A 24,009-nucleotide genomic window follows, 5' to 3' on the forward strand; every position below is an offset into this window, starting at 1 on the left:
AGTTAACTCTGTTTTATTTTGGCGTTTTGTTTCAGGTTGATAAACACTAGCTATTTAGTATTTTCCTAGCAGTCCTTTCAACCCTTTATAGATGAGGAACAGGGAGAAAATTAATATAGCTACGATACCTATTATGTCAGTGATTGGCTCCAAACCTGCTAAAAAGGTACCTGATAAGGGAACCTTAACTAATGCAAATCCAGCTAAAATACTAGCCAATATCAATAGAATTAATCGATCCATTCAGCGAACCCTCCCTTCATTACAGTATATGAACACGATTCAAACGGAGCAGGGTTCACTGGGAGTGTATGAAGTGAGAGCTAGTCATTATAAAAAAATATTTAAGCAGCAATAGCCGACATCATCGTCGGCTAGCTACTTCAAGGTTATTGATGCATGAAATATAAAAACCAAACGGCATGATTTTGTTCATCAGCCGAGGCACGTGTAAAAGCGTCTCTAATGACGGGGTTATCGGTACTTCTGGCTATATCGTGATAGAAGTCAACTGTTTCCTGTTCATCAATGAACGAAGCGCGTATTCCATCTTTATAATTAGTAGGACATTGTTTTGTCATCTTAGGAGTTGGCTGCTTTCCTGTTAAAGAAATATAAAGGTACCAAAAGGTTTCGTAGTGTCTAATTTCATCATTTCTGATTTCAAGAATGCGTTTTTTTATCTCGTCATTTGGAGCTTGGTTCGCCAGTAGCTCATAGCATGAGATTGCAGTGTACTCACCATCAATTGCTTTCAACATATCATTTAATACTTCTGTACTTGTCGAAGTCTGCATGGGATTTTGAACCACTCATTTTTCACCTCCAGTCTTAATGTATGAGTAAACCTGAAGTTATGGACCTTGTCTTATAACGATTTTTTTTGCGTTGTGCTATGTATTTTTATTAAAATAAGTGCGTAAAAGTAAGGAGTGCTTGGCCTACTTTTTAGATCAAGCACTCCTTAGCAATTACTTATTATGATTGAGAAATTGCTAAGCCACTAAAGGAAACAGGGCCTACAACAGCAGCTTCTGTCCCACGAGTCAAATTTTGAGCAGTTACTTGATAAACATGGGTACCTTGTCCAACATTAAAATCTATTGCTTGGAATGTTTCTACATAGTTTACTTCTGATGTAGGATCAGATTCTACTCCTACTTGGGTATTGAAGATTTCTCTTCCGTCACGGAAGATTCTAAATAATATTTGGGATGTGCCTGTCACCCCATGCACGCCTACTGTCGCAACTAATTCTACACGATTTCTAGTTGCACCACTAGGAATCGTGAGTCGAATATTTGCTAATGCAACCCTTAATGGCGAACGTGGAATCGTAATGGGTCTACTTGGAGTAAACCTACGAATGGGTTGTTCTGCTTGGTAATCAATGACCTGAACCACTATTATCACCTCCTTAACTTAATACCTTTAAAGTATGCAGTTTGGAAGGAGGAGCTTGGACAATTGAATTATTTTTAATAGATTCTATTGAAAAAAGGCTAAATCGGCTATGGTGGATTTTCGGTATGATTGGCCCTATTTAACAGCTTTTCCGCAGACATATTTCTGACGTCTGAAAAAATAACACTTGTAAATCCCTATAAAAACGAATAATATATGTAAGGGATAAAATATTGTTCGTGTTTTGGAGGGTTTCTTTGTGTTTAAATTAAGAGAAAATAATACAACTGTAAGAACGGAAGTCCTTGCAGGGTTCACGACCTTTTTTACGATGGTCTATATAGTGATTGTCAATCCGATCATCTTGAAGGATGCAGGCGTGCCTTTCGATCAAGTGTTTACGGCTACGATTATTGCGACGGTCATCGGAACGTTATGGATGGCGCTAGCAGCTAATTATCCGATAGCGATTGCACCGGGGATGGGGATGAATGCGTATTTTGCCTATTCGGTCGTTGGAACAAACGGCATTACGTATGAAACAGCGTTCTCGGCTGTTTTCGTTGCTGGACTCATTTTTGTTATTCTGTCTTTGACTTCTTTCCGGAAAGTGTTGATTGAGGCAATTCCAGATAACTTGAAGCATGGAATTACAGCGGGGATCGGCTTGTTTATCGCCTTTATCGGAATGAGACAAGCTGGGATGATCGTTTCTCATCCTTCAAATCTTGTGGCACTCGGGGATCTTCATTCACCAACTGTGCTTTTTGCATTGCTTGGTTTGACTGTCACGCTAATTCTCATGGCATTGAGAGTGCATGGGGCATTGTTCCTTGGCATGATTGTGACAGCAGTCGTTGCCTTTTTCACGGGGCATCTATCTTTTGAACAAGGCTTCGTTCAAATGCCGTCGCTACCTGAAGGGTTCATCATTTCCAATCCGTTCACTGCCTTTACGGACGTATGGCAGCACATGCTATTCCCGGTCGTCTTCTCATTCCTTATGGTGACGATTTTTGACACGACGGGTACAATGATCGGCGTGGCGCAGCAAGCCGGGTTAATGAAAGACAATAAAATGCCCCGCGCGCGCCAAGCCCTGCTTGCAGATTCTGTTGCAGCTACGGCTGGTTCCATGTTTGGAACAACCCCAACGAGCGCTTATATCGAGTCATCAGCAGGTGTAGCGGCAGGTGGCCGGACCGGTTTGACTACAGTAACTGTTGCCATCCTATTTATTGTTGCAGCGTTTTTCGGACCGCTTGTCAGTGCGGTTTCGGGTTTAACTTCGATTACAGCACCTGCATTGATCATCGTCGGCAGTTTAATGATGGGGGCTATTGCGAAGATCAAATGGGATGAAATTGACGAAGCGTTTCCCGCTTTCCTCATCATCTTAAGCATGCCGCTCACGTCGAGCATCGCGACAGGGATTGCATTAGGCTTCATTTCGTATCCGATCTTGAAGGTCGTTTCGGGGAAATGGCGTGCAGTCCATCCACTTGTGTATGTGTTCGCGGTTCTGTTCTTCTATCAATTGGCATTTCTACCGCATTAATCAGTGAAAAGAGCAACTCCCTATTTTATGGGTGGTTGCTCTTTTTTTGATTAAGACACTTCATCTCAACAAATCCCTCAAAGCTGACTCCAGCTCCGGAAATTCAAACGTAAACCCGTTTTCCAGTAACACTTCCGGCAATACTTTTTGGCCTTCCAGAACCAATTTGCTCTTTTGCCCCAATGCCAATTTCATAGCTAGTGCTGGGGTGGGAAACCAATGCGGTCGTTTTAAGACAGTGCCGATCGTTTTGCCGAATTCCTTCATTCTCAGAGGGGAGGGGGCTGTTACATTTACAGGTCCTTCCACAGATCTGTGTTCAATTGCGAATAAAATGGCTCGGATGACGTCGGTGACATGGATCCACGACACCCACTGTTTACCCGATCCGACCGTTCCGCCTGCAAATAATTTATACGGAAGTGTCATGAGTGGAAGTGCGCCCCCGTCGTTGCCTAGCACGACGCCGAATCTCATGAAGACTGTGCGTGCTCCGTATCTGCTTGCCTGCTTCGCTTTCTCCTCCCAGTCATGAACCGTCTTGCCTAAAAAGTCATCCGGTGTGGAAATGGAATCTTCCGTATACACTTCAGTCAGGGAGACAGGATAAATGCCGATTGCGCTTGCATTGATAAAGACAGAAGGCTTTTGAGGCATTTCTGAAATGATCCTCAGCAGCTCGTCCGTCGCAATCATCCTACTGTCATAGATTTGCTTTTGATGTTTCGCTGTCCATCTTCCGTCGTTTATCGAAACGCCAGCCAAGTTAATGACTGCGTCAGCGGTTTCGATTTCCTTTTCTGGAATCGCATCCTCTTTCAGCCACTCTACATATGACAAATTGTTCGATGAAGATCTATTCCTCCTCGTTAGCACAACTACCTCATGGCCGTTCTGTAATAAAAGATCAATCAATTTCTTTCCGATAAAACCGGTGCCACCCGCGACAATGATTTTCATTATGTCACCTCCCAAAATAGCAAGCTCATTTCGTATTTTCAGTTTACCATGAAGCCGATCGTATAATGGTGGAAGGAATATTAGCATACTCTATTCACATAGATTAATGAACGACTATAATCGAATACTTTTACTGAATAGCGAAAAAATTGGGGAGTGGAACATGGGCGCTATTAATGGAAGAGATTATATTAACCGGATAGACCAGCTACATAATGAAATTTGGTATGACGGCGAAAAGATTGTAGGGCCGCTCTCTGAACATCCAGCCTTCAGGGGACTTATTCAGTCGAAAGCGGCTCTTTATGATTTGCAGCATGATCCAAACATAAAAGATGAGATGACGTTTGTTTCACCTGTATCAGGAGAAGCGATTGGGCTTTCTTTTTTGCAGCCTAAAACGAAAGAGGACTTACGGAGAAGAAGGAAGATGACTGAACATTGGGCGAGGTATTCAGGGGGCATCATGGGAAGAAGCCCAGATTATTTGAATACGGTTTTGATGAGCTTTGCTTCTTCAGCAAACTTTTTAACGACTAAAGAGAATTGCTTTCCAAAGAATCTACAGGCGTTTTTCGAATTGGCCAGGGAAAATGACTTGTCGTTTACACATACCTTTATTTCTCCGCAAGTGAATCGTTCTCCTATTTACATTGAAAACAGCGATGAACCAATCGCCGCCAAAGTTGTCGATAAAAATGAAGATGGAATTATTGTCAAAGGTGCCCGTCTTCTTGCTACGCAAGGTGGCCTAACTGATGAAGTTTTAGTATTTAGCGTTGGGAAGTTCCTATTTAATGAAGATCAAGCTTTCGCTTTTTCGATACCGTCTAACACGAAAGGAATCAAGTTCATTTGCAGGGATACTTTCATCGGGGGGCAATCTTCTTTTGATCATCCATTAAGCTCGCGGTTCGATGAAATGGATTCGATTATTGTCTTTGACAACGTATTAGTTCCTTGGGATCGAGTGTTTTATTACAACAACACGGAAGTGGCCGAAGAATTCCCATTCCATAGCCCATTCCATCACTATGCTAAGCACCAAGTATTGACGAGACAAATTGTGAAAACAGAGTTCGTCTTAGGGATTGCTGAACTTCTGATCGAAACGATTAAGATCGGCGGCTATCAACATGTCCAAGATAAGATGTCAGAAATCATCATTGGTCTAGAAACGATGAAAGCCTTATTGGAGAAATCGGAGAATAACGCGGAAGTAGATGAATGGGGATATATGCGGCCAGAAATCTTCCCGCTTCAAGTTGCCGGTAACATCTTTCCTAAAATCTACCCTCGTTTCACTGAGATCATCCAGCTGATCGGGGCAAGTGGAATGATTATCTTGCCAACCGAAAAAGCTTTCCATTCTTCTATACAAAAGGACTTGGATTCTTATCTTAGAGGAGCAACGAAGACCGCAGAGGAACGAGTAAAGATATTTCGTCTAGCGTGGGATCTAACAATGAGTTCATTTGGAACCAGACAAACCCAATATGAACGATACTTTTTTGGCGATCCAATTCGAATGGCAAGCGATTTATATGGTAAGTACCCAAAAATTGAATATGTACAGGTGGTCAGTAATTTCTTGAATCTGAATAGAGAAGAGTAACGCCCAAGATCATGGGCTGTTACTCTTTTTAGGTTTACTTGGATAATTCGCACAACTATAATTTGGTAAGGGGGGATTTCCATGATTCGTTTATTAACTAAAGGTGATTTAGAACAAGCTGCTACCTTAGCGGCGATGGCTTATCCAGGGATGCAAATATCAGGAAAGGAAGCCCAAAAAACATTTATCGAGCGACTTACGGCCGAAATTGAATCTGAGAATAACTTGAGCTATTACGGGCTATTTACGGAACAAGATGCGTTAGTAGGTATGTACAAACTTCATGATCTTAAAGGGAATATAAATGGAAAGATGATTCGGATTTGGGGAATAGGCACGGTAGCCGTTCACTTTTTCTACAAGAAAGAAGGTGTTGCGAAGCGGTTGCTCCAACATTTTCACGAGCTTGCTAGAGAAGAAAATGTCGGGATCGTCTCGTTATATCCTTTTAATACGTCTTTCTATCAAAAGATGGGATATGGTTATGGGCCAACTCGCTACCAATATAAGCTGAAGCCTGCAAGCTTTCCAAGCAGTGGGGATCGAAAGAAAGTGGTCCCTTTGTCTCCTGCCAATGAGGAAGAAATTGTTGCCGTCTATAATAAATTTGCTTCCATGCATCATGGCATGGTGGAACGGACTTGGCATGAACGAAACTTAATTAAGAAAAAGGTTTCGTATTATGCCGGAGTGTATTGGGAAGATGAGTTAGTTGGTGCACTTGCTTATACGTTACAACCTGTAAAGGATAGTCATTTTCTTCATCATGAGATGAATATTCTTGAATGGGTATGGACGAAGCCAAGCGCATTTATGGATATGTGTACGTGGATTCATTCCCAACAGGATCAAGTCGATCGTGTATACGTTCGAACGCATGATGAATCGATCATCTATCAATTTGAAGACCCTCGAAACGATAGCAATCGTTTGATCCCGAGTGTTTACCATGAAATTGGAATGGTCGGTACAGGGGTCATGTATAGAATTAGCTCCATCGAGTCATTTGTGGAACAAACGAATTTCAACTCATTAGATCGGCCGGATAGCCCTGTAACGATCAAGTTATTTGTTGAGGACTCGTTTATTCAGGAGCAGAACGGAAGTTACCGTTTAACCTTTAGCGAAGGTTGTTGGAGCATAGCAAAATCGTCCCTTTCTAGGGAGGAAGTTGATGTATGCATTGCGGTTTCAGATTTGAGTTCTTGGTGGATGGGCTGTGTCAGCATGGAGCAGCTGGTCCAATACGGAAAAGTGGAAGTGAACAATTGGCCAGCAAAACAGTTAGATCGATGGCTTATGCCTAATGCGAAACCGATATGCTTAACTCCGTTTTAATAATAAATGTCGAGTGAGGGGAACGTATGAACATTTCGTATAAATTGATGTCTTCAGTAAGCTTTGAAGACGCCCATGTCCTGTTTAATCGTGGGTTTGAAGGTTATCTACTACCGATGAATTTACCTTTTGATACATTCATCGGGCGTTTTGGCAATGATGGATTATCTCCGGCGTTATCTGTCGTTGCCTATGATGGTGTGACCCCAATCGGCTTTGTGCTTCAAGGAATAAGAGAAGTGGATGGCAAAAAGATTTCCTGGAATGGTGGAACGGGTATTATACCGGAATACAGGGGAAGGAAGTTGGGGGTTGCCTTGATGGAGGAGGCGGAAAAACTGTTAAAGGAAAATCATGTTTCTATAGCCACATTAGAGGCGCTTTCTGAAAACAGGGCGGCGATTTCATTATATGAAAAGTGCGGTTACAAGATTGAGGACGATTTGCTCTTTTTGCGTGCAAGCGGAGTTTTAGAAAAGCAGTTACCAGATCTCACAGGTTATGAAATCATCAGAATGCCAGCTACCCAGACGGTTGGCTCAGATTTATTCCCAAGTATCATTCCTTGGCAAACGGATGCCAGTAACACGCCAAAATTAGGCGGGGAAGCTGTGCTGATGACAAAGAATGGGGAAGTGCTGGGAGCTTGTCTGATTCGGAAAAAATGTGTGTTTGGCGATGAGACAGAAAACATTACGTTATTTCAAGTGAGGGAAAATGGGAACGAAGACGCCCTAGACAAACTCCTTGCTCACGTTTTGGAATATCACCAACCGATCAATCGCACAACTTATAACTTCCTAAAGGGAGATGGTCGTGTAGTTTCATCTTTACTGGCAAGTGGTTTTGAACATACACCAGTATCACAAGTTTTTATGACGAAATATTTCTAATAGTACCAGTCAAGAACCATACGAAAAAGGAATGAAGTATCCACCGCTTGAGTGAATGCTTCATTCCTTCTTATGCTTACTCATCTTTCATATAGATAAATCGTTACCTTATCGCTATCGTCAACTGTAGCCAATAAAATGTCTGAAGTTTGCACATTATTAATTGTGAATTTAGTTTGCAGCCACTCCACATCTTTGCCCATACTCGTTAATGACCCGAAATCGACTTTCCCTTCTTTGACGATTACCATTGGAAATGAAAATGGGTTTGTAGGGAGTTGCAAATCTTGAGGCGTTAACGCCTGGTGTTGAGGGGAGAGGAAAAAGGAAATGGTCCCGTCCGGTTCCCATAATGCCAATGCTACTTTCTGAATATCTTCAATTTTTTCCTTGCGCAGCTCTGATAATAAATGATCGATTGTAATTCTCGCTTTTTTTAGGTTCGGATAAATTAATTCCCCATTCTTAATGAGTGGGTAGGGGGACGGTTCCATCATTTTGCGTAAATTTCCCCATTTTAACGTTGCATATACGGAAGAGATATAAAGAAAGATTAATACAGCTGTCGAAATCAACGACCCTTTCATTCCTAGTTTTTCATCGGATAAGGGATGAGCTAAAATGTTTCCGATAATCAGGGCAATGGTAAAGTCGATCAACCGTAACTGGGAAATAGAACGTTCGCCCATCAACTTCATAGCAAATAATAAAAAGAAAAAGCCTATAATCGCACGCAACGCCCATTGGATTGCTGTCAATGTTTCTTGTCCATAGAAAAAAGCCATTATTGCTCACGCCCTATGTGTATCGTTGGTATTTCTCCGTAGTATGTGATTGGAAATGGTTATGATACTACATAGATGCGGATGTTTTTCCCAAGGAAAGAGCCTAAGCGGCATAGAACAAACTATGCTGCGTAGGCACGTTTATTTGTTCCAATAGGCTTTTGCTTGTTCTTCAAGTACTTTTAATCTTTTGTAGTAATCAGGAAATTCATTTAGGTGGGCCAGTGCGATTTTCCCAGTAATAAGAGGGTTATCATCAGTGACATTTGTTTGGATGGACCGTTTTCCGTGTTCAAGCTCAGTGTTTACTCCCATCCAAAACTCATTTAAGTCAAACTTACTCTTACTGAAATCAATGCCTAAAAGTAAAGCGATTGCAGCTGCTTCTTCTTTTGAAAAAGCGGATTTTACAACGTTTGGATTATTTGCTGGATTTGCATGTATTTGATTGCTTTGTGCAATGCTGTTTTCATGATGACAGGGGCGGAAAAAACCTAATGTGTTTGTATGGTTGACTCCGGTAGGGTGGTAGGTATACATTGGTAAGCTGGGCGAATTGGGATTATGTTGCATTAGTGGAGCATAATACATTCATTTCAATCCTTTCTCAACTTGTAAATTATCATATGTGTTAGGTAAAGGGAATGTTCGATACAAACGAGATGAAGCTCAATGAGAGGTTTTTACGTTTTTATTTGTCTTTCATATGATAAATTTCCTTTTATAATGCGCAATAGCAAGTAAAGGAAAGATATACTGATAGCTATGGTAGTGGATATAAAATCCACCTCCCATTCCTTGGCCGACGGGATACGAATTCGTCCAATCATTTTGGTTGGAAGCTTTGAGTAAATAGGCGATTCCGTTATTAATTTCTGGTGTTGGTTGATCCGAGGCTGCAATGAGTGCATCAAGTGCCCAAGCTGATTGGGTACGATTGCTTGAACCGAGTGGGACATACGTATTCGCAAGGTCGCTTTTGCATGATTCTCCCCATCCACCGTCTGCATTTTGTATCGAATGTAGCCAGTTCACCGCTTTCTGAATGGATGGATGTTGGGCGCTTACACCTGAAGCAGCAAGTCCGGTAATCGCAGCCCACGTTCCATAAATGTAGCAAATTCCCCAACGACCATACCATGATCCATCCTTTTCTTGATGATGCAAAAGCCAGTCGACCCCTCGTTTGATTGTCTGATGATGTTTCGGTAAGTTCGTGTAATTCCCTAAAAACTCTAGCGTCCTGCCTGTTAAATCGGCACTGCTCGAATCCGTTATAAAAAATCTTCCTCCTTCAATCGGAAGTATGTGCACGAGTGCATCGTTTACGTTTTTTTCGAAAGAAGCCCACCCGCCATCGCTATTTTGCATGGACAATATCCATTGAACGCCTTTGTTCCAAGCTTGATGGAAATGTGGGTCTGTGCCGACAAGCTGCGAAATGGCCCGCAGTGAGGCAGTTGTGTCATCGATGTCCGGGATGAATGTATCGATATCCGAAAATCCCCATCCACCTGGAATCACACCAGGGTTATGAAGCGCCCAATCCCCGTACGTAGTTTGTTGACGCTTCGCTAAGTAGTGATTTGCTTTTTGAACTATGGCATCTGTCGATGGGACACCGGCTTGTTGAAGAGCAAAACTGATTAAGTTCGTATTCCAAACTGTTGCGGTTGTATATTGCATATGGATATGGCCTTGAATCGTGCATTTCATCGATTGTAATCCACGGATTGCCTTTATAATTAGCGGGTCCCTGTTGGAATGGCCAAGAGCGAGCAATGCGAAAATCATAAGGAATGTGGAACTAAAATAACTGCAGAGGGTTCCATCTGGCTCGAGGCGAGTGAGCATATATTGTTTTGCCCGATTCATTGCTAACTCATGGATGTAATGGGGGAGGCCTGGTACACTTTTAAAACCGTGCTCAATTAAAGAAATCAATTGTTGAATGTCATGTACGTTAAAGAATTCATCTGTTTCTGTGGCTGCGTAAAGATCAGACAAGGTTGGACTTCGTCTCGTCTTCTTAACGAATTTTTTATCTGCCACAATCATGATGGGGGCGAGATTTGATCTTCCGAAAACAGATATATCATAAAAGCTGATCGGGAGCTCGGGAGGTAGGAGAATCATTTCTACAGGCAGCGGGAAATAGGGAGGCCATTCAACCTGTCCAGTAAGCGCAAGCATAATCTTCGTGAACAGAAGTGACTTCTCGATGCCGCCATTCGCTAGAATGAACTTTTTTGCAGCCTGCATTGTAGAGTCCTCTTTGCTGACATAGCCAGAATATAGAAGGGAATAATAGGCCGCCACTGTAGAGCTTAAGTTCCCGTTCTCTTCATCATGAAAAAGTTTCCACGCTCCATTCGCTTCCTGCCTGCTCAAAATTCTTGAAGTTAATTCCCGAATTAATTCTTCTTCATCCATTTCCAAAGTCCGTAATAATATAATCATGTACGCATCGGTAGAAATACCAGTTTCAAACGGGTACTCCCATGAACCATTATGCGTCTGATCCTTTTTTAACTGAAGTATTAGCCGATTCATTTCCTGTTCTACTCGTAATTTCAACGATTTGTCATCTCCTTGTTTCAGGTCATTCATATATGTATACAGCTTTTCATAATCCTATATGAAGAAATTTGTCCTGATTTCCCGCTATAGAGAGAGGAATATACAAGAACACCTTGGAGACGACGTTTACAAATCATGCCAGCGAGCAATGAAAAGAAATAATAGAATCATAAAACTAGCACAGACCAAGTACATGGTTTGTGCTAGTTTTATTTACATTATTTGCCTGTATTGCGCAACATTTATGCACCAATAAAAGCTTTAATTGCATCGATTAAACTATATAACCCAAGGAACGAACAAACTACAGCTACGATTCCACCGATAACATTTGCCTTAACAGAGTTCCCAAATTTTCCAAGACGCTTTTTGTTATTCATAATAATAAGAAGTGTAATCACGATCACAGGTAGTAAAATACCATTCAACGCTTGTGCGAACAATAAGACGTCGAGTGGATTAAAACCTAGACCTGAACAAACGATACCGATCATCATAACGGTTGCGAAGACAGTTTTAAAACGCTTATCCTTCATCCCTTTTTCCCATTTCAAAACACTGCTGACAGTCATAGCCGCGCCGAGTGGGGAAGCGAGTGCGGAAGAAAATCCAGCCGCAAACAGTCCTAGACTCATAAATGTTTTTGCCCAGTGGCCTAAGATGGGTTCCAGTTGAAGCGATAGGTCTGCAGCGCTTGAAACTTCGAGGCCTTGAATCATCGCGCCAGCGGTAATTAAAACCGCCGCCGTAATCAGTCCACCGATACTGATGGAGACAATCGTATCAATGCGAGCTTCTTTCAAGTCAGTCGATGTCTTCCAACGTTCCTGTACCATTGAGGAATGTAGAAATAAATTATATGGAACAACAGTCGTCCCGATCAACGCAATGATCATAATGATGGAGCCACTTGGGATTGTTGGAATGAGTGCCCCTTGGAACAGTTCGCTCACGTTCGGCTTTGCGACAAACATCGTCGTGATGAAAGTCAAACTCATGATGGCAATTAATGCGACCATGACCCGTTCTATCAATTTATAACTTCCGCTTAGTCCGATGAACAAAATAACAATGCCAACAATTGGACCAAGCACATTTGGCGAAATACCCGTCAGCGTTGAAATGCCAAGCGATGTCCCGAGCAAATCACCGGCCATATAAGCCGCACACCCGATGCTGATTGCGATCATTACAAGCCACATGGAACCGTACTTCAATATGGGATTGGAAAATTGTTCTCTAATGGCTTCACCCAAACCTTGCCGCGTAATAATGCCGAGACGTGCTGTCATTTCTTGCAATACGATTGTCGCAATGATCGAAAAGACGACCGCCCAAAGTATCGCAAAGCCATACGAAGCACCTGCGCGAGTGGCAGTTGTGACGGTCCCAGGACCAATAAAAGAAGCAGTAATGATGGCGCCAGGACCGATCACTTTTAGTCTTTCTATTAATGATTTTTTCTCCGCAACTTGGATGTTCTCTAGATTTATATTCGTCATTGTGAGCACCTCTCGTTTCCTTGTTTAGAATATTACGACTATTTTAGGTGGATGAAACCGATTATGATTTCATCATGTGGATAGCTTTATTTTCTAGCTGAATTATTCTAGATAGTTATAAATTGTTTGTTTAGAAACGCCTAGCACTTTGGCGATACGGTCAGCGGAGCCTTGAATCAGGAAAGCACCTTTCTCTTCTAATTTCTGAACAAAACGTACACGCTCATTTCGAGACATCTCAGCAATAGGAACGCCGATCTCAAGCACTACCGTAGTGATTAAATGATGAAAGACTTCATCAATATTCTTCGCATAAGATTCTTCCACGTGACTTCCATTTTCCTCTTCATCATAGACAGTAGTGAATTCTTTGATCACTTGGTTAACCATCGAAAAAGCAGTAATGTCGAAGTTGATGCCCAAATAACCAATGACTTCGCCTTCATCGTTTCGGATGAAAGAGAGGGAGGTTTTCACCATTTTCCCGTCTGTCGTTTTTGTTGTAAAACCAAGCTTGTCTTTTACTTCATTGCCCTGTTGGCGTAATTGTTTTAAAATCACTTCGGTTGTAGGGGCACCTAATGCTCTCCCTGTCACGTTTCCTTGAATATACACAAGGGAAGATTGAACGTTGCTTAAATCATGAATGACAACTTCACAATTACTGCCAAAAGTGGCATGGATCATATCAGCAATCGGTTCATAACGCTTCAAAATAATGTTGTTTTCTTCGTTTATACCATTCATAACTATCACCAATTTCTTTAGTTTCTTATGAAAGCGCTTTTATAGCACTTTGTATAGAAGTCTTCAACCCAAGTAAAGGGTTGAAGACTCATTAATTAAACACGGGAAAGATGAGCTCCTGTTACAAGTTTTTGTTGTTTGTGGGCAATTTCACCAGCAAGCGCATATAACACAATTGTTGAAGCGAAGTGCGCTGAGTTTTGGTTCGGATCTTGTTGTGGGTAAATTTCCACGAAATCCATCCCGATTACACCTTGTTTACAAATTTCGTAGACAAGCGTTAGTAGTTCATATGAAGTGAGACCGTTGCCGTCAACTGGACCACCAGGGTTAAACGCAAAGTCCAGCACGTCACTGCAAATGCTCAAGTATACACAGTCTACATCTTTACTTGCCATTGCATAGAGTTCTACTGCAAGTTGCTTTAAGTCTTTCGCATTTCGAATATCATTAATCGTTACTGTAACCGCACCGGCTTCCTTCGCATTCCGTCCAGCTTCCGGCATATTCCTAGGTCCGTGAATCCCTGTATGAATAATGCTTTCATTGCGCACGCCTTCTTGCTCATATAGACGGGCAAACGGGCTGCACCGTGCATACTGATCACCGTTATGAGAAGGGAGATTATCGTAATGCGCATCGAGGTGAATGATTCCAACTTTTTTCCCCGTTTCAGCAAGCGCTTTCACAATCGGGAAAGTGACACCATGATCGCCGCCTAAGCCAATAAGGAATTTTCCGCTTTTCCACAGTTCGCTCGAAAATTTTGTAATGCGGCGCATTGTTTCATCTACATCAGCCGGAACGACATCGATGTCACCGATGTCTCCGAGCTTCATATGTTCGAACACATCAATATGATCAAGTTCCGGTAAATAACCGCTATAACGGGCGGATGTTAAGCGCATCACTTTCGGACCAAGCTCACACCCTGTGTAATCACCCCATGTAACGGCCCCTTCCCAAGGAATTCCGTATACGACGGCATCTATATCTTCAAAAGATTTAGTAGCAGAGATGTTTTTTGCTCCTAAAAAGCATGGTGTATTTCCGTAAAGAGTTTCAGTCATTGAAATCAATTCCTTTCGATGTGATTTTGAAAATTTATAAACTTCTTGATTGAATAGTACTGGTTATTTTAAATAAAGTCAAATACTTTTTAAAAAAATTAAAAGTCTACGCTGACATGTATGTATCGGTGCCAATGTTTAGGTGCCTGTGTAAGGTGCAATTATGACAATACAATGAAGCTTATAAAAATACACTAAGAAGCCCACCAAATATTGATATGGTGGGCTTCTTGATTTTTTGTATGCAATTGTAGTGTATTGACTGAATAGTATCGGTGACTGTGCATGACACATTTATGACAATTCATAATAAGTTATAAAAATACAGTAGGAAGCCAACCGATTATTGGTATGGAGGGCTTCCTAAAATTAATATATGCAATTGTAGTGTATTAACTGAATAGTGTCGTGCACAGGCACCTATTAAGCAATTAAACGCCCACGCTGCCGAAGCTGAATTCTTTCCAATTATGGATTTCGTAGGTTGGCTTTGCTGCACTTTTATTTTCTTTGCGTTGCGGGTTGTACCAACACGTGTCAATGCCAAAGTTGTTGCCGCCGAGAATATCTGATGATAGCGAATCGCCGATCATCAGAACCCGGGATTTGTCCGTTACGCCAAGCTTCTTAAATACATACTCGAAAATGTCGGGATGGGGCTTTTGCGAGCCGGCTTCTTCTGAAGTGATGATTGCTTCAAATGAATTTTTCAGAGGTGATCCATTAATTCTCGCATCCTGCACTTCCTTAAAGCCATTCGTTAAGATGGCGAGCCTGGAATCGCCTAGGCTCTCAAGCATTTCCTCCACACCGTCGATGACATGAATTTCCTTGCCTAAATAATCAAGGTATGTCTGCCCAAATACCTCTGCGTCGATGTCAAGACTATGCAGCTCGAACAATCGCTTGAATCGCTCTGTTTTCAACTCGCCCAATGTGATGCGTCCATGTTCCAAGTCATCCCAAAGTACATTGCTGACCGCGCGATAACTTTCCCTGAAATCACTCAATCCATTCGGGTACCCATTTGATTCGAAAGAAAGTGAGAAGGCGTTTTTTTCACAAGCGCTGAAATCCATCAACGTATCGTCTAAATCGAATAAAAACAAATCATATTTCAACATGCGTCCACTTCCTTTGCTTTTTCATTACAATGCAGGAAAAGTAATGACCATTTCTCCATTACTATTAATAACTTCGATAATCGCATTATCAAATAAATAAGGGGTGTCATTTTCATCTTGTGGTTTGATTTTCTCATACATATTTCTTACGGATAAAACCGGGAATGTCACAGGTATAAAGCGTCCCTTATGCAACGCTTTCATATTGCCCATTAAAAACAATTCTTTGCTGGAGGCTGCGAAACTCAAATGGCCCACTTCTTTTTTGCCGTTCGCTGATACTAATTTTACGTCCTGCAATAGCGAAATAATACACAAGATGAAATCATTGATCACTTCGGGAGGAAGCTTTTCCAAGCCTTGGTCAATGAATAAGGCATTAAAGCCGTTCCGGATTTCTTTAAAAGAGAACATATTCTCGATCTTTTGCTTCTTTCCTTTTCCGAGATTATCAATAATTTGCTTGCACTCCTCGAAAAACGCTTTCACATGCCCCGTGCAATTTTCCCTCTGCACAAGGAAGTCTCCGAGCTCTTTCATCACTTTATTGTCATGTGCTTCTTTTCTAATAAATAAAAGAAAGCTTAACACATCTTTCTCATCAAAATTCCTATTTGCAAACTTATTGTAATAGGTATCAAAAAGCTGTCGTTCTTTTTTATCCATCGTTCTTCACTCCTTACATTCATTTTTTTATCATACCACGGAACGTTTTAGGAAAATAACATTTCAATTAATAAATTCAACTAGAAATTTAAATGTTGCACGAAGGAAACTAGGCGCATATAATAGCGATAATCTATTGAATCACTAGGTAAGAGGAGAATATATATGATGGATACTTTTATAGGGCTGAGCCCGGTCCAACAGGCATTGATCGCCACGTTGTTCACATGGGGGATGACCGCTGTCGGGGCCGCCTTGGTCTTTACGACGAAGAAGGTCAACCAGAAATTGATGGATGGCATGCTTGGGTTTGCGGGGGGCGTCATGATTGCGGCAAGTTTCTGGTCGCTGCTTGCACCCTCCATTGAAATGGCCGAGCAAAACAGTTCGTTTCCATCCTGGTTTCCTGCAGCAGTCGGCTTTTTATTAGGAGGTTTTTTTCTGTGGGTGGCGGATAAAATCATCCCACACTTGCATCCTAGCTCTTCGATGAAAGACGCGGAGGGCATCAATCCCGCCAGCAAGCGACGCAGTACGTTGCTTGTCTTTGCGATTACGTTGCACAATATTCCGGAAGGGCTTGCGATTGGGGTCGCTTTCGGTGCAGTGGCCGCGGGGATGCCATCCGCAACAATGGCAGCCGCCATTGCTTTAGCCATCGGAATTGGAATCCAGAACTTCCCTGAAGGAACCGCAGTTTCCATGCCGCTCAGACGAGAGGGAATGTCCCGCCGAAAAAGCTTCTTTTACGGGCAGTTATCCGCAGCGGTTGAACCGATTTCTGCTGTCATCGGGGTTATTGCGGTTACAACAATGCAGCCCATGCTTCCATTTGCATTAAGCTTTGCCGCGGGTGCGATGATTTTCGTAGTTGTAGAAGAGGTCATCCCCGGCTCACAGGAAAATGGCAATAAAGACCTGGCATCGATGTGCTTAATGATCGGATTTGCAGTCATGATGATATTGGATGTCGCCTTTGGATAAGGGAATGAAGCAAAAAAATACTAAAGCATGGACGGATTACGACCACCGTCCATGCTTTTTTCATTGTGGGGAAATCAATCATTTAGAACATAGATGGGACATACCCTTATAACGGATAGTTACTGGATTTCATTAGCCGGAGAGGTGGGGGATGATGGGGGGATTTCATGTATTTATAGTAGGCTCAATCGTTTTGTTAACTTTTATCGTCGTAGCGATGATGGCACTCAATAGAAAGACATTCGCACCGATGCAAGGAATGATTATTTCGATGTTTTTTGGAATGAATGTCGGATTGACTGCTGGTGTTTTATTTGGTGCAACCTTTCAAGGCAATCTATTTCTTTCGACACTCTTCGCAATGACGACTGGTGTATTTGCGGGTTCATTATGCGGTCTATGCTTTGGAATCCTCCCAATAATAGAAGGATTGATGGCAGGATTGATGGGCGGCATGATGGGGGCTATGGTGGGCGAGATGCTGCGGGTTGAACAGTCCATCACTTTCGTGCAGATTTTCTTCTTTTTGTCCATTTGTACAACCTTTCTGATCGTGATGTTAAGCACTCCTAAAAAAGCAAAAGTGCATAATAAAAAGTGGCTATTAAAACCTTTGGCACTGTTGATTTTTGCGGTTGTCCTTATGGTAGGGGGCAATTCCATCGCAGAGAAACAGGAAATTCAAAAAGAATCTGATGACATGGAAAAACACCACACGGGGAGTTCAGTTTTAACTGTTAACGTATAGGGAAAAAAACACTGAATGCACTTATCAGGAGGTGAGTCCATGAATACAAAATACGAAGAGTGTCTCAAAATGCTACAAGAGTGTTTAGAGGCGTGCAATACCTGTTTTGATGCATGCTTGAAAGAAGAAAACGTGAAAATGATGGCGGAATGCATTCGATTGGACCGTGAATGTGCGGATGTTTGTGCATTTGCAGTTCAAGTGATAACGCGCAATAGCCCTTTCACAAATCAGATTATAGACCTTTGTGCTGATATTTGCGAACGTTGCGCGCAAGAGTGCACTAAACACGAACACGAACATTGCAAGCGATGTGCGGAAGCTTGCCGAAAATGTGCAGAGGCATGTCGTGAAGTGGCGGCTTAACAGATAATCATTCACTAGCAATAACCTACTAAAGCATGGACGGATTGTCACCACCGTCCGTGCTTTTTTCGTTATTGGGAAAATAACGACCTCTTTAGTGCCTCGTTAATTTCGAATGAAATTAAGTCCGATTGCATAGGATTGAGTAGCACAAAAGAGCGAATGGTAGGGTGTGAATTCCTAAGAGCTGTGACAATCCGCTATAAAGGGGACTATTATGCCTATGGAACAAACAGTCAGTTTACATGATTTGTTCAGTGTACTAAGAAAGCGTTTTATATTCATCATTAGTACGGCCCTATTTGTAGTGGCAATAACTGGAGTTATCAGCTATCTTTTCTTGACGCCTATTTACAAAGCATCCACTCAAATACTTATTAATCAAAAGCAGACAGAACAATTCCAAGTTAGCTCACAGGACATTCAGACAAATATTCAACTCATTAATACATATATTGTCATTATCAAAAGCCCGGCTATTCTTACGAAGGTCATTGAAATTCTGGACTTGGATACAACACCTGATTTACTTGAAAAAAAGATAAAAGTAGAGACTACACAAGACTCGCAAGTTATTAAAATCAGTGTAAAGGATCCGGAACATTACAAATCCGTAGATATTGCAAACACAATTGTAGAAGTTCTCCAAGAAGAAATCCAAATGTTAATGAACGTTAATAACGTTTATATCCTTTCGCCAGCTGTCTATCTCGAAAATCCATTGCCTGCTACACCAAATCCAGTGCTTAATATGTCAATCGCGGCTGTCTGTGGATTGATGATAGGAGTCGGACTGGCATTCCTCATCAATTATTTAGATATGACCATAAAAACAGAGCAGGACATTGAAGAACTGTTAGGATTTCCGGTTATTGGGATTGTGAGTCCGATTTCAGAAGGGGATGGCAATAATATCAAAGGGTTATTAGGTCGTTTTTGGAGAAGGGGACAGCAGGATGTTTAAGAAAAAGAAAAAGGACAGCCGAACAGCGGCACGTAAACTTGTTACGAAAGATGCGCCTAAGTCGATCGCTTTGGAACAATTCAGAATGATCCGGGAGAATATTAATTTTTTGAGACCGGACAAGAAGTTAAAGACCCTCCTTTTCACTTCTTCTTCTTCTGGGGAAGGGAAGTCGACATTGGCAGCAAACGTAGCCATTGTCTTCGCACAAGCTGGGAAGAGAGTCCTTCTAGTTGATGCGGATATGAGAAAACCTACGACACAGTATACGTTTAGAACGACCACTTCGCCTGGTCTATCCCATTTATTAAATAGACAAAGGGGATTGGATGAGGTGATTAAACGAACACAAACCAAAGGGCTAGATTTGATTACTTGTGGGAGGATACCTGTCAACCCTGCCGAACTCCTTGGTTTAAAAGCAATGGATGATCTCCTCAATGAAATGAAATCGAGGTATGACATTATCATTATCGATGCTCCTCCAGTTCTATTAGTTGCAGATGCTCAAATTCTTTCAAATAAATGTGATGGGACAATTTTAATCGTCAGTTCTGGAAAAACCGAGAAAAACAATGCTAAAAGGGCGAAGGGGTTGCTGGAAACTTCCAAGGCGAATGTATTAGGAGTAATTTTGAACAATTATAAGCTTGAAAAAGGCCATTACTATTATAATTACAATGCTGCTAAAGACTAATAGGACGCACCATTCTTTACTCTACTACTGCTTGGAAGGGGAGACAGATGATTGACATCCATTGCCACATCTTATTTAGTGTAGACGATGGACCGAAAACAATAGAGGACACTATACGTATTGTAGAAAAGGCAGCGAAGGAAGGAATCACGGACATGATTGCTACACCCCATGCTTTCAGTCCTCATTACCATGTACCGAAAGAAGAAATAGAAGGTCAAATTCGACTTCTGACAGATACCTTGCGGATAGGAGGCTATCCAATCAATCTTCACACCGGACAGGAGGTGCGGCTTCAAGAAAATATTATAGATAAAATTAAATCTCGAGAAGCTATTACGCTTGCAGGATCACGCTATCTACTTCTTGAGCTGCCTTCACAATCGATTCCTCTTTATACAGTAAACGTCATTCAAACCATGCTTGAAAATGATGTTATCCCAATTATTGCACACCCAGAACGCAACAGAGCCATTGCTGAGAAACCCGCGAGGCTCGAACGGTTAATTCGACATGGTGCATTTGCGCAGGTAAATGCAGGAAGCCTGTCTGGCCAATTCGGGAAAAAAGTTCAACGACTATCAGTTCAACTTGTCACCGCAAATCTAATTCATACATATGGATCGGACGTTCATGATACAAAAGCGAGACCATTATTGTTCAATGAAGGACTCCGCTATCTGCAAAAAAAGAAAAAAAACGATAGTATTAACATCCTGCTAGAGAACAACAAACGAATTTTAAACGATGAGCCGTTCATTATTCTAGACCCTGAAATTCCAGTGACAAAAAAATGGTAAACATAAATGAGCTAAGACCCGGTTACTTTCAAGTCCATTGAGTATTCTGAAATAGAGCCGATATTCAAGGATGCCATTTGAGGGCATCGATAACTATTTACTTAGTTAAGGCAAAAGGTGGGTTTGGAAGGAGTGGGGCCTTTGTGTTAATCAGAATGCGAACAAGTATACTAGCAATTGTCGATTCGCTTATTGTCCTATTTTCAATCTATGTCGGGTATTTCATCTTATATCCGTACATCAATGTATTCACAAGCAAAATGCTCTTCATAAGTGTCATTACAATTCAAATTGCACATCATTATTTTGCATGGAAGTATGGGCTATATAGGAAAGCATGGTCCTATGCGTCGACTGGAGAACTGAATTCGATCTTTAGGGCAGTAACAATGACCATTACAGTTGTCATGGTCGTCCAATTTGTCCTTATGCATAAAGTATCCTTTAGAGCACTCATTCTCACATGGATGCTCCATCTTCTTTTAATTGGGGGATCGAGATTATCTTCTCGACTCATGCGTGACAGGGGCATTCGGCAAAAGAGCACCGCGACAACTCGCATAATGATTGTCGGAGCTGGTGAGGCAGGGACAATGATAGCCCGGCACGTCATTCAGAATCCACAATCAGGTATGAAACCCGTCCTCTTCGTTGACGATAATCGTTCCAAAAACGGATTAGAGATATATGGATTGAAAGTCGTAAGTGGAACAAAGGATATCCCGAAATTAGTAAAAGAGTATGAGGTTGAGAAGATTGTCATAGCTATTCCATCTCTATCGAAACAGGATATGGTAAATCTAACGAAAATCTGTATTGAAACTGGCGTGAAGACTCAAATAATCCCACGAATCGAAGACCTGATGATGGGGAAGGTTTCCGTCAACGACATGCGCGACGTTAAAATAGAAGATCTCCTCGGTCGAGAAGAAGTTGAGCTCGACTTGAAAGCAATCGAAGAAAAACTCACAAATAAAACAATTCTAGTCACAGGCGCAGGCGGTTCAATAGGATCGGAAATTTGCCGGCAAGTGAGTAGATACAAGCCTACAAGCATCATACTTTTAGGCCATGGTGAAAACTCAATCTACAACATAGATATGGAATTACGAAAGAGTATAGGAGATTATACGAAAATTTTCCCGGTTATTGCTGATATCAAAGACCGTCCAAGGATCTTCGAAGTAGTAAGTAAATTCAAGCCCGATGTCATCTATCATGCGGCAGCATATAAACATGTCCCATTAATGGAATCGAATCCAGTAGAAGCCGTGAAAAACAATATATTCGGTACGAAAAACATCGCCGAAGCGGCAGACGCATTTGACGTATCGTATTTTGTCATGGTCTCGACCGATAAAGCGGTTAACCCTCCGAATATCATGGGGGCCACGAAACGATTTGCTGAGATGTTTGTACAGAACCTTGCGAAGGAAAGTAAAACAAAATTTGCGGCAGTGCGCTTTGGTAATGTGTTAGGATCTCGCGGTAGTGTCGTTCCATTGTTTAAAGAGCAAATTAAGCAAGGCGGCCCAATTACTGTCACAGACCCTCAAATGACAAGATATTTTATGACAATACCCGAAGCTTCTCGGCTTGTCATTCAGGCTGGCACGCTTGCTGCGGAGGGGGAGGTTTTTGTACTCGATATGGGCGAACCTGTGAAAATAGTTGAACTGGCGAAAAACTTAATTAAACTGTCGGGATATACGGAAGATGAAATCGGAATCGTGTTCACTGGAATCCGTCCTGGCGAAAAACTCTTTGAGGAGCTATTGAATGATGACGAAATTCAAAGTGATCAAATTTCGCCTAAAATTTATGTAGGAAAGTCAATGCCGATTAGCAAGAAGGAAATGAATGGCGTGCTTGAAAGACTCTTGGATATGCCGGTAGATGAAATGAAAATGACGTTAATTGATTTGGCTAACCGTAAAACGTTTAAACCATAAAGTTTAGATTATTATCATTCGACTATACGAGGGAGATAATAATGGATTCAAACAAAATGATTCCCATCCTTCTCGGTATCGCTTTAAGCTCTACATCTTTTACGAAAATAAGGTTTATTGGACCCATTGGAATAGGAGAACTGTTATTAACACTAACGGCAATATTCCTGATCATTCAACTGGCGAACAACCAAAAAATATATGTAAGTGAAAAAAGTATAAAACTTGTTTCTCTATTAACTACATTTATACTATTGGCTTTCATATCCAATTTGTTCGGTGCATTCAAAGGAACAATTGAAATAATAGACTTTAGGGATACAATTGCATTTTTACTTCCTATAGTTTTAATTATTCTAGTCGTACATTTACCTGATTATCAAGAGATATTAACAAAAGCCGCTCTGTTTTTTTATATATTTTCGCAAATATATATTTATTGTTGCTTATTGTATATATTGATCATTCGTAACTTCCTCTATATAGATTTCCTTTATTATTACTCGACAAGATTTAGTGGACTTTCACTTAACCCCAATCAATTAGCAATGTTGACTCTTACCCTTCCAATTATCTCAATATATTTAATGAGCAGAGGAAAAATACCGAAGTATCTAGGCACTCTAAATATAGTTGCAGTTGTCTGGGTCGGTTTGAAAATAGAAAGTGATGCACTGATTTTAACTTGGATCTTATCACTTCTTATATATAGTTACGTACTATTCTTCAAAACGATAAAAATTAAAAAAAATTTAAAAGTAATCGTAAATATTTTCGTCCTTTCATTTCTTATAAGTCTGCTGAAAATTGCATTAGATATTTTTAAAAGTGTTTCAAATTTGTTTGATGAAGCCAGCAGTCAATCGTCCATTAGATATGTATTATGGGAAAACGGAATAAAAGCATTCTTTACTTCACCTTTAATCGGAAATGGAACTAAATCACAATCTGGACTCTTTGCTCCATTTGAAGGAGATGAAGCGCATAATACGTTAATTGATTTGGTTTCAATGTTAGGTCTCTTTGGATTAGTAGTTATTCTATTACTATTCTTATGGGCAATTCTTAGTTCCAGAAAGAATTTATATTACCTCATTTTATTACTACAAGTATTCATTTTTTCTAATTTTCATAATGTGTTGAGGCAACCGATTATTTGGTTTGTACTGTTTTTTCTATTGTTGAATAATCCTAAGCAGGAAACGAATTCATCCAGAATCGTAACCAAAATCGGCTAGAGCTTATTCTATTTGTTT

The 24,009-nt window shown here is 41.2% G+C and carries 24 protein-coding genes; 12 read left to right on the top strand and 12 right to left on the bottom strand.

Annotated features, from left to right (window positions below; genetic code table 11):
• Nucleotides 1-54: 54 nt before the first annotated feature.
• From ACFPTP_RS04710 to ACFPTP_RS04720, 3 genes are all read right to left on the bottom strand, one after another.
• Nucleotides 55-243: a hypothetical protein gene (locus tag ACFPTP_RS04710; protein WP_381442619.1), complete on the bottom strand. Its 189-nt coding sequence runs from the start codon at nt 241-243 to the stop codon at nt 55-57.
• Nucleotides 244-389: 146 nt separating this feature from the next.
• Nucleotides 390-812, bottom strand: a complete 423-nt coding sequence (locus ACFPTP_RS04715; protein ID WP_381442621.1) for a ferritin-like domain-containing protein — start codon at nt 810-812, stop codon at nt 390-392.
• Nucleotides 813-978: 166 nt separating this feature from the next.
• Nucleotides 979-1,404 carry an exosporium protein C gene (locus ACFPTP_RS04720; protein WP_381442622.1) on the bottom strand — a complete coding sequence of 142 codons (426 nt, stop codon included), beginning with the start codon at nt 1,402-1,404 and terminating at the stop codon, nt 979-981.
• Nucleotides 1,405-1,663: 259 nt separating this feature from the next.
• Here ACFPTP_RS04720 and ACFPTP_RS04725 point away from each other — a divergent pair, with 259 nt between their 5' ends.
• The gene (locus ACFPTP_RS04725; protein ID WP_381442624.1) at nt 1,664-2,962 is read left to right on the top strand and encodes an NCS2 family permease; all 1,299 of its coding nucleotides are present in this window, start codon (nt 1,664-1,666) and stop codon (nt 2,960-2,962) included.
• 60 nt (nt 2,963-3,022) lie between these two features.
• Here ACFPTP_RS04725 and ACFPTP_RS04730 read toward each other — a convergent pair whose 3' ends face one another.
• On the bottom strand, nt 3,023-3,922 hold the full coding sequence (locus ACFPTP_RS04730; protein WP_381442625.1) for a TIGR01777 family oxidoreductase: 900 nt from the start codon (nt 3,920-3,922) through the stop codon (nt 3,023-3,025).
• Nucleotides 3,923-4,085: 163 nt separating this feature from the next.
• Between ACFPTP_RS04730 and hpaB the strand changes: the two genes are divergently transcribed.
• From hpaB to ACFPTP_RS04745, 3 genes are all read left to right on the top strand, one after another.
• Nucleotides 4,086-5,537 (top strand): 4-hydroxyphenylacetate 3-monooxygenase, oxygenase component, encoded by a 1,452-nt coding sequence (gene hpaB, locus ACFPTP_RS04735; protein ID WP_381442627.1) that lies wholly within the window; start codon nt 4,086-4,088, stop codon nt 5,535-5,537.
• An 81-nt stretch (nt 5,538-5,618) separates the two neighbouring features.
• Complete coding sequence (locus tag ACFPTP_RS04740) at nt 5,619-6,875, top strand: GNAT family N-acetyltransferase (RefSeq protein WP_381442628.1); 1,257 nt, start codon at nt 5,619-5,621, stop codon at nt 6,873-6,875.
• 26 nt (nt 6,876-6,901) lie between these two features.
• The gene (locus tag ACFPTP_RS04745; RefSeq protein ID WP_381442630.1) at nt 6,902-7,768 is read left to right on the top strand and encodes a GNAT family N-acetyltransferase; all 867 of its coding nucleotides are present in this window, start codon (nt 6,902-6,904) and stop codon (nt 7,766-7,768) included.
• Between the two features lie 80 nt (nt 7,769-7,848).
• On the opposite strand, the gene ACFPTP_RS04750 is transcribed toward ACFPTP_RS04745, so the two are convergent.
• The 8 genes from ACFPTP_RS04750 to ACFPTP_RS04785 form a co-directional block, all read right to left on the bottom strand.
• Complete coding sequence (locus ACFPTP_RS04750) at nt 7,849-8,553, bottom strand: DUF421 domain-containing protein (protein WP_381442631.1); 705 nt, start codon at nt 8,551-8,553, stop codon at nt 7,849-7,851.
• 141 nt (nt 8,554-8,694) lie between these two features.
• Entirely contained in the window at nt 8,695-9,144 is a 450-nt protein-coding gene (locus tag ACFPTP_RS04755) for a DUF5661 family protein (protein ID WP_381442632.1), read from the bottom strand.
• A gap of 111 nt (nt 9,145-9,255) precedes the next feature.
• Nucleotides 9,256-11,106 carry a squalene--hopene cyclase gene (gene shc, locus ACFPTP_RS04760; protein WP_381442728.1) on the bottom strand — a complete coding sequence of 617 codons (1,851 nt, stop codon included), beginning with the start codon at nt 11,104-11,106 and terminating at the stop codon, nt 9,256-9,258.
• Between the two features lie 269 nt (nt 11,107-11,375).
• On the bottom strand, nt 11,376-12,635 hold the full coding sequence (locus ACFPTP_RS04765; RefSeq protein ID WP_381442633.1) for an Nramp family divalent metal transporter: 1,260 nt from the start codon (nt 12,633-12,635) through the stop codon (nt 11,376-11,378).
• A gap of 102 nt (nt 12,636-12,737) precedes the next feature.
• Nucleotides 12,738-13,382 (bottom strand): helix-turn-helix transcriptional regulator, encoded by a 645-nt coding sequence (locus ACFPTP_RS04770; protein ID WP_381442635.1) that lies wholly within the window; start codon nt 13,380-13,382, stop codon nt 12,738-12,740.
• 95 nt (nt 13,383-13,477) lie between these two features.
• A complete protein-coding gene (locus tag ACFPTP_RS04775; protein WP_381442636.1) occupies nt 13,478-14,452 on the bottom strand; it encodes an agmatinase family protein in 975 nt (324 codons plus the stop codon).
• 431 nt (nt 14,453-14,883) lie between these two features.
• A complete protein-coding gene (locus ACFPTP_RS04780; protein WP_381442729.1) occupies nt 14,884-15,573 on the bottom strand; it encodes a YjjG family noncanonical pyrimidine nucleotidase in 690 nt (229 codons plus the stop codon).
• 27 nt (nt 15,574-15,600) lie between these two features.
• The gene (locus ACFPTP_RS04785; protein ID WP_381442638.1) at nt 15,601-16,242 is read right to left on the bottom strand and encodes a hypothetical protein; all 642 of its coding nucleotides are present in this window, start codon (nt 16,240-16,242) and stop codon (nt 15,601-15,603) included.
• A gap of 165 nt (nt 16,243-16,407) precedes the next feature.
• Between ACFPTP_RS04785 and ACFPTP_RS04790 the strand changes: the two genes are divergently transcribed.
• The 8 genes from ACFPTP_RS04790 to ACFPTP_RS04825 all read left to right on the top strand — a co-directional run bounded on the left by ACFPTP_RS04790 (nt 16,408) and on the right by ACFPTP_RS04825 (nt 23,991).
• Nucleotides 16,408-17,226, top strand: coding sequence for a ZIP family metal transporter (locus tag ACFPTP_RS04790; protein WP_381442639.1), 819 nt, complete (start codon nt 16,408-16,410; stop codon nt 17,224-17,226).
• Between the two features lie 154 nt (nt 17,227-17,380).
• The gene (locus ACFPTP_RS04795) at nt 17,381-17,974 is read left to right on the top strand and encodes a hypothetical protein (RefSeq protein ID WP_381442641.1); all 594 of its coding nucleotides are present in this window, start codon (nt 17,381-17,383) and stop codon (nt 17,972-17,974) included.
• A 39-nt stretch (nt 17,975-18,013) separates the two neighbouring features.
• On the top strand, nt 18,014-18,340 hold the full coding sequence (locus tag ACFPTP_RS04800) for a four-helix bundle copper-binding protein (protein WP_381442642.1): 327 nt from the start codon (nt 18,014-18,016) through the stop codon (nt 18,338-18,340).
• A 223-nt stretch (nt 18,341-18,563) separates the two neighbouring features.
• Nucleotides 18,564-19,304 carry a YveK family protein gene (locus ACFPTP_RS04805; RefSeq protein ID WP_381442643.1) on the top strand — a complete coding sequence of 247 codons (741 nt, stop codon included), beginning with the start codon at nt 18,564-18,566 and terminating at the stop codon, nt 19,302-19,304.
• Nucleotides 19,297-20,001, top strand: coding sequence for a CpsD/CapB family tyrosine-protein kinase (locus ACFPTP_RS04810; RefSeq protein WP_381442644.1), 705 nt, complete (start codon nt 19,297-19,299; stop codon nt 19,999-20,001). Before ACFPTP_RS04805 ends, ACFPTP_RS04810 begins: the two co-directional genes overlap by 8 nt.
• A gap of 47 nt (nt 20,002-20,048) precedes the next feature.
• Nucleotides 20,049-20,801 carry a tyrosine-protein phosphatase gene (locus ACFPTP_RS04815; RefSeq protein WP_381442645.1) on the top strand — a complete coding sequence of 251 codons (753 nt, stop codon included), beginning with the start codon at nt 20,049-20,051 and terminating at the stop codon, nt 20,799-20,801.
• A gap of 143 nt (nt 20,802-20,944) precedes the next feature.
• Entirely contained in the window at nt 20,945-22,753 is a 1,809-nt protein-coding gene (locus ACFPTP_RS04820) for a polysaccharide biosynthesis protein (protein WP_381442646.1), read from the top strand.
• 41 nt (nt 22,754-22,794) lie between these two features.
• Nucleotides 22,795-23,991 carry an O-antigen ligase family protein gene (locus tag ACFPTP_RS04825; RefSeq protein WP_381442647.1) on the top strand — a complete coding sequence of 399 codons (1,197 nt, stop codon included), beginning with the start codon at nt 22,795-22,797 and terminating at the stop codon, nt 23,989-23,991.
• Nucleotides 23,992-24,009 lie beyond the last annotated feature (18 nt).

It is taken from the genome of Sporosarcina koreensis, from assembly GCF_042655825.1.
Lineage (GTDB): Bacteria > Bacillota > Bacilli > Bacillales_A > Planococcaceae > Sporosarcina > Sporosarcina koreensis.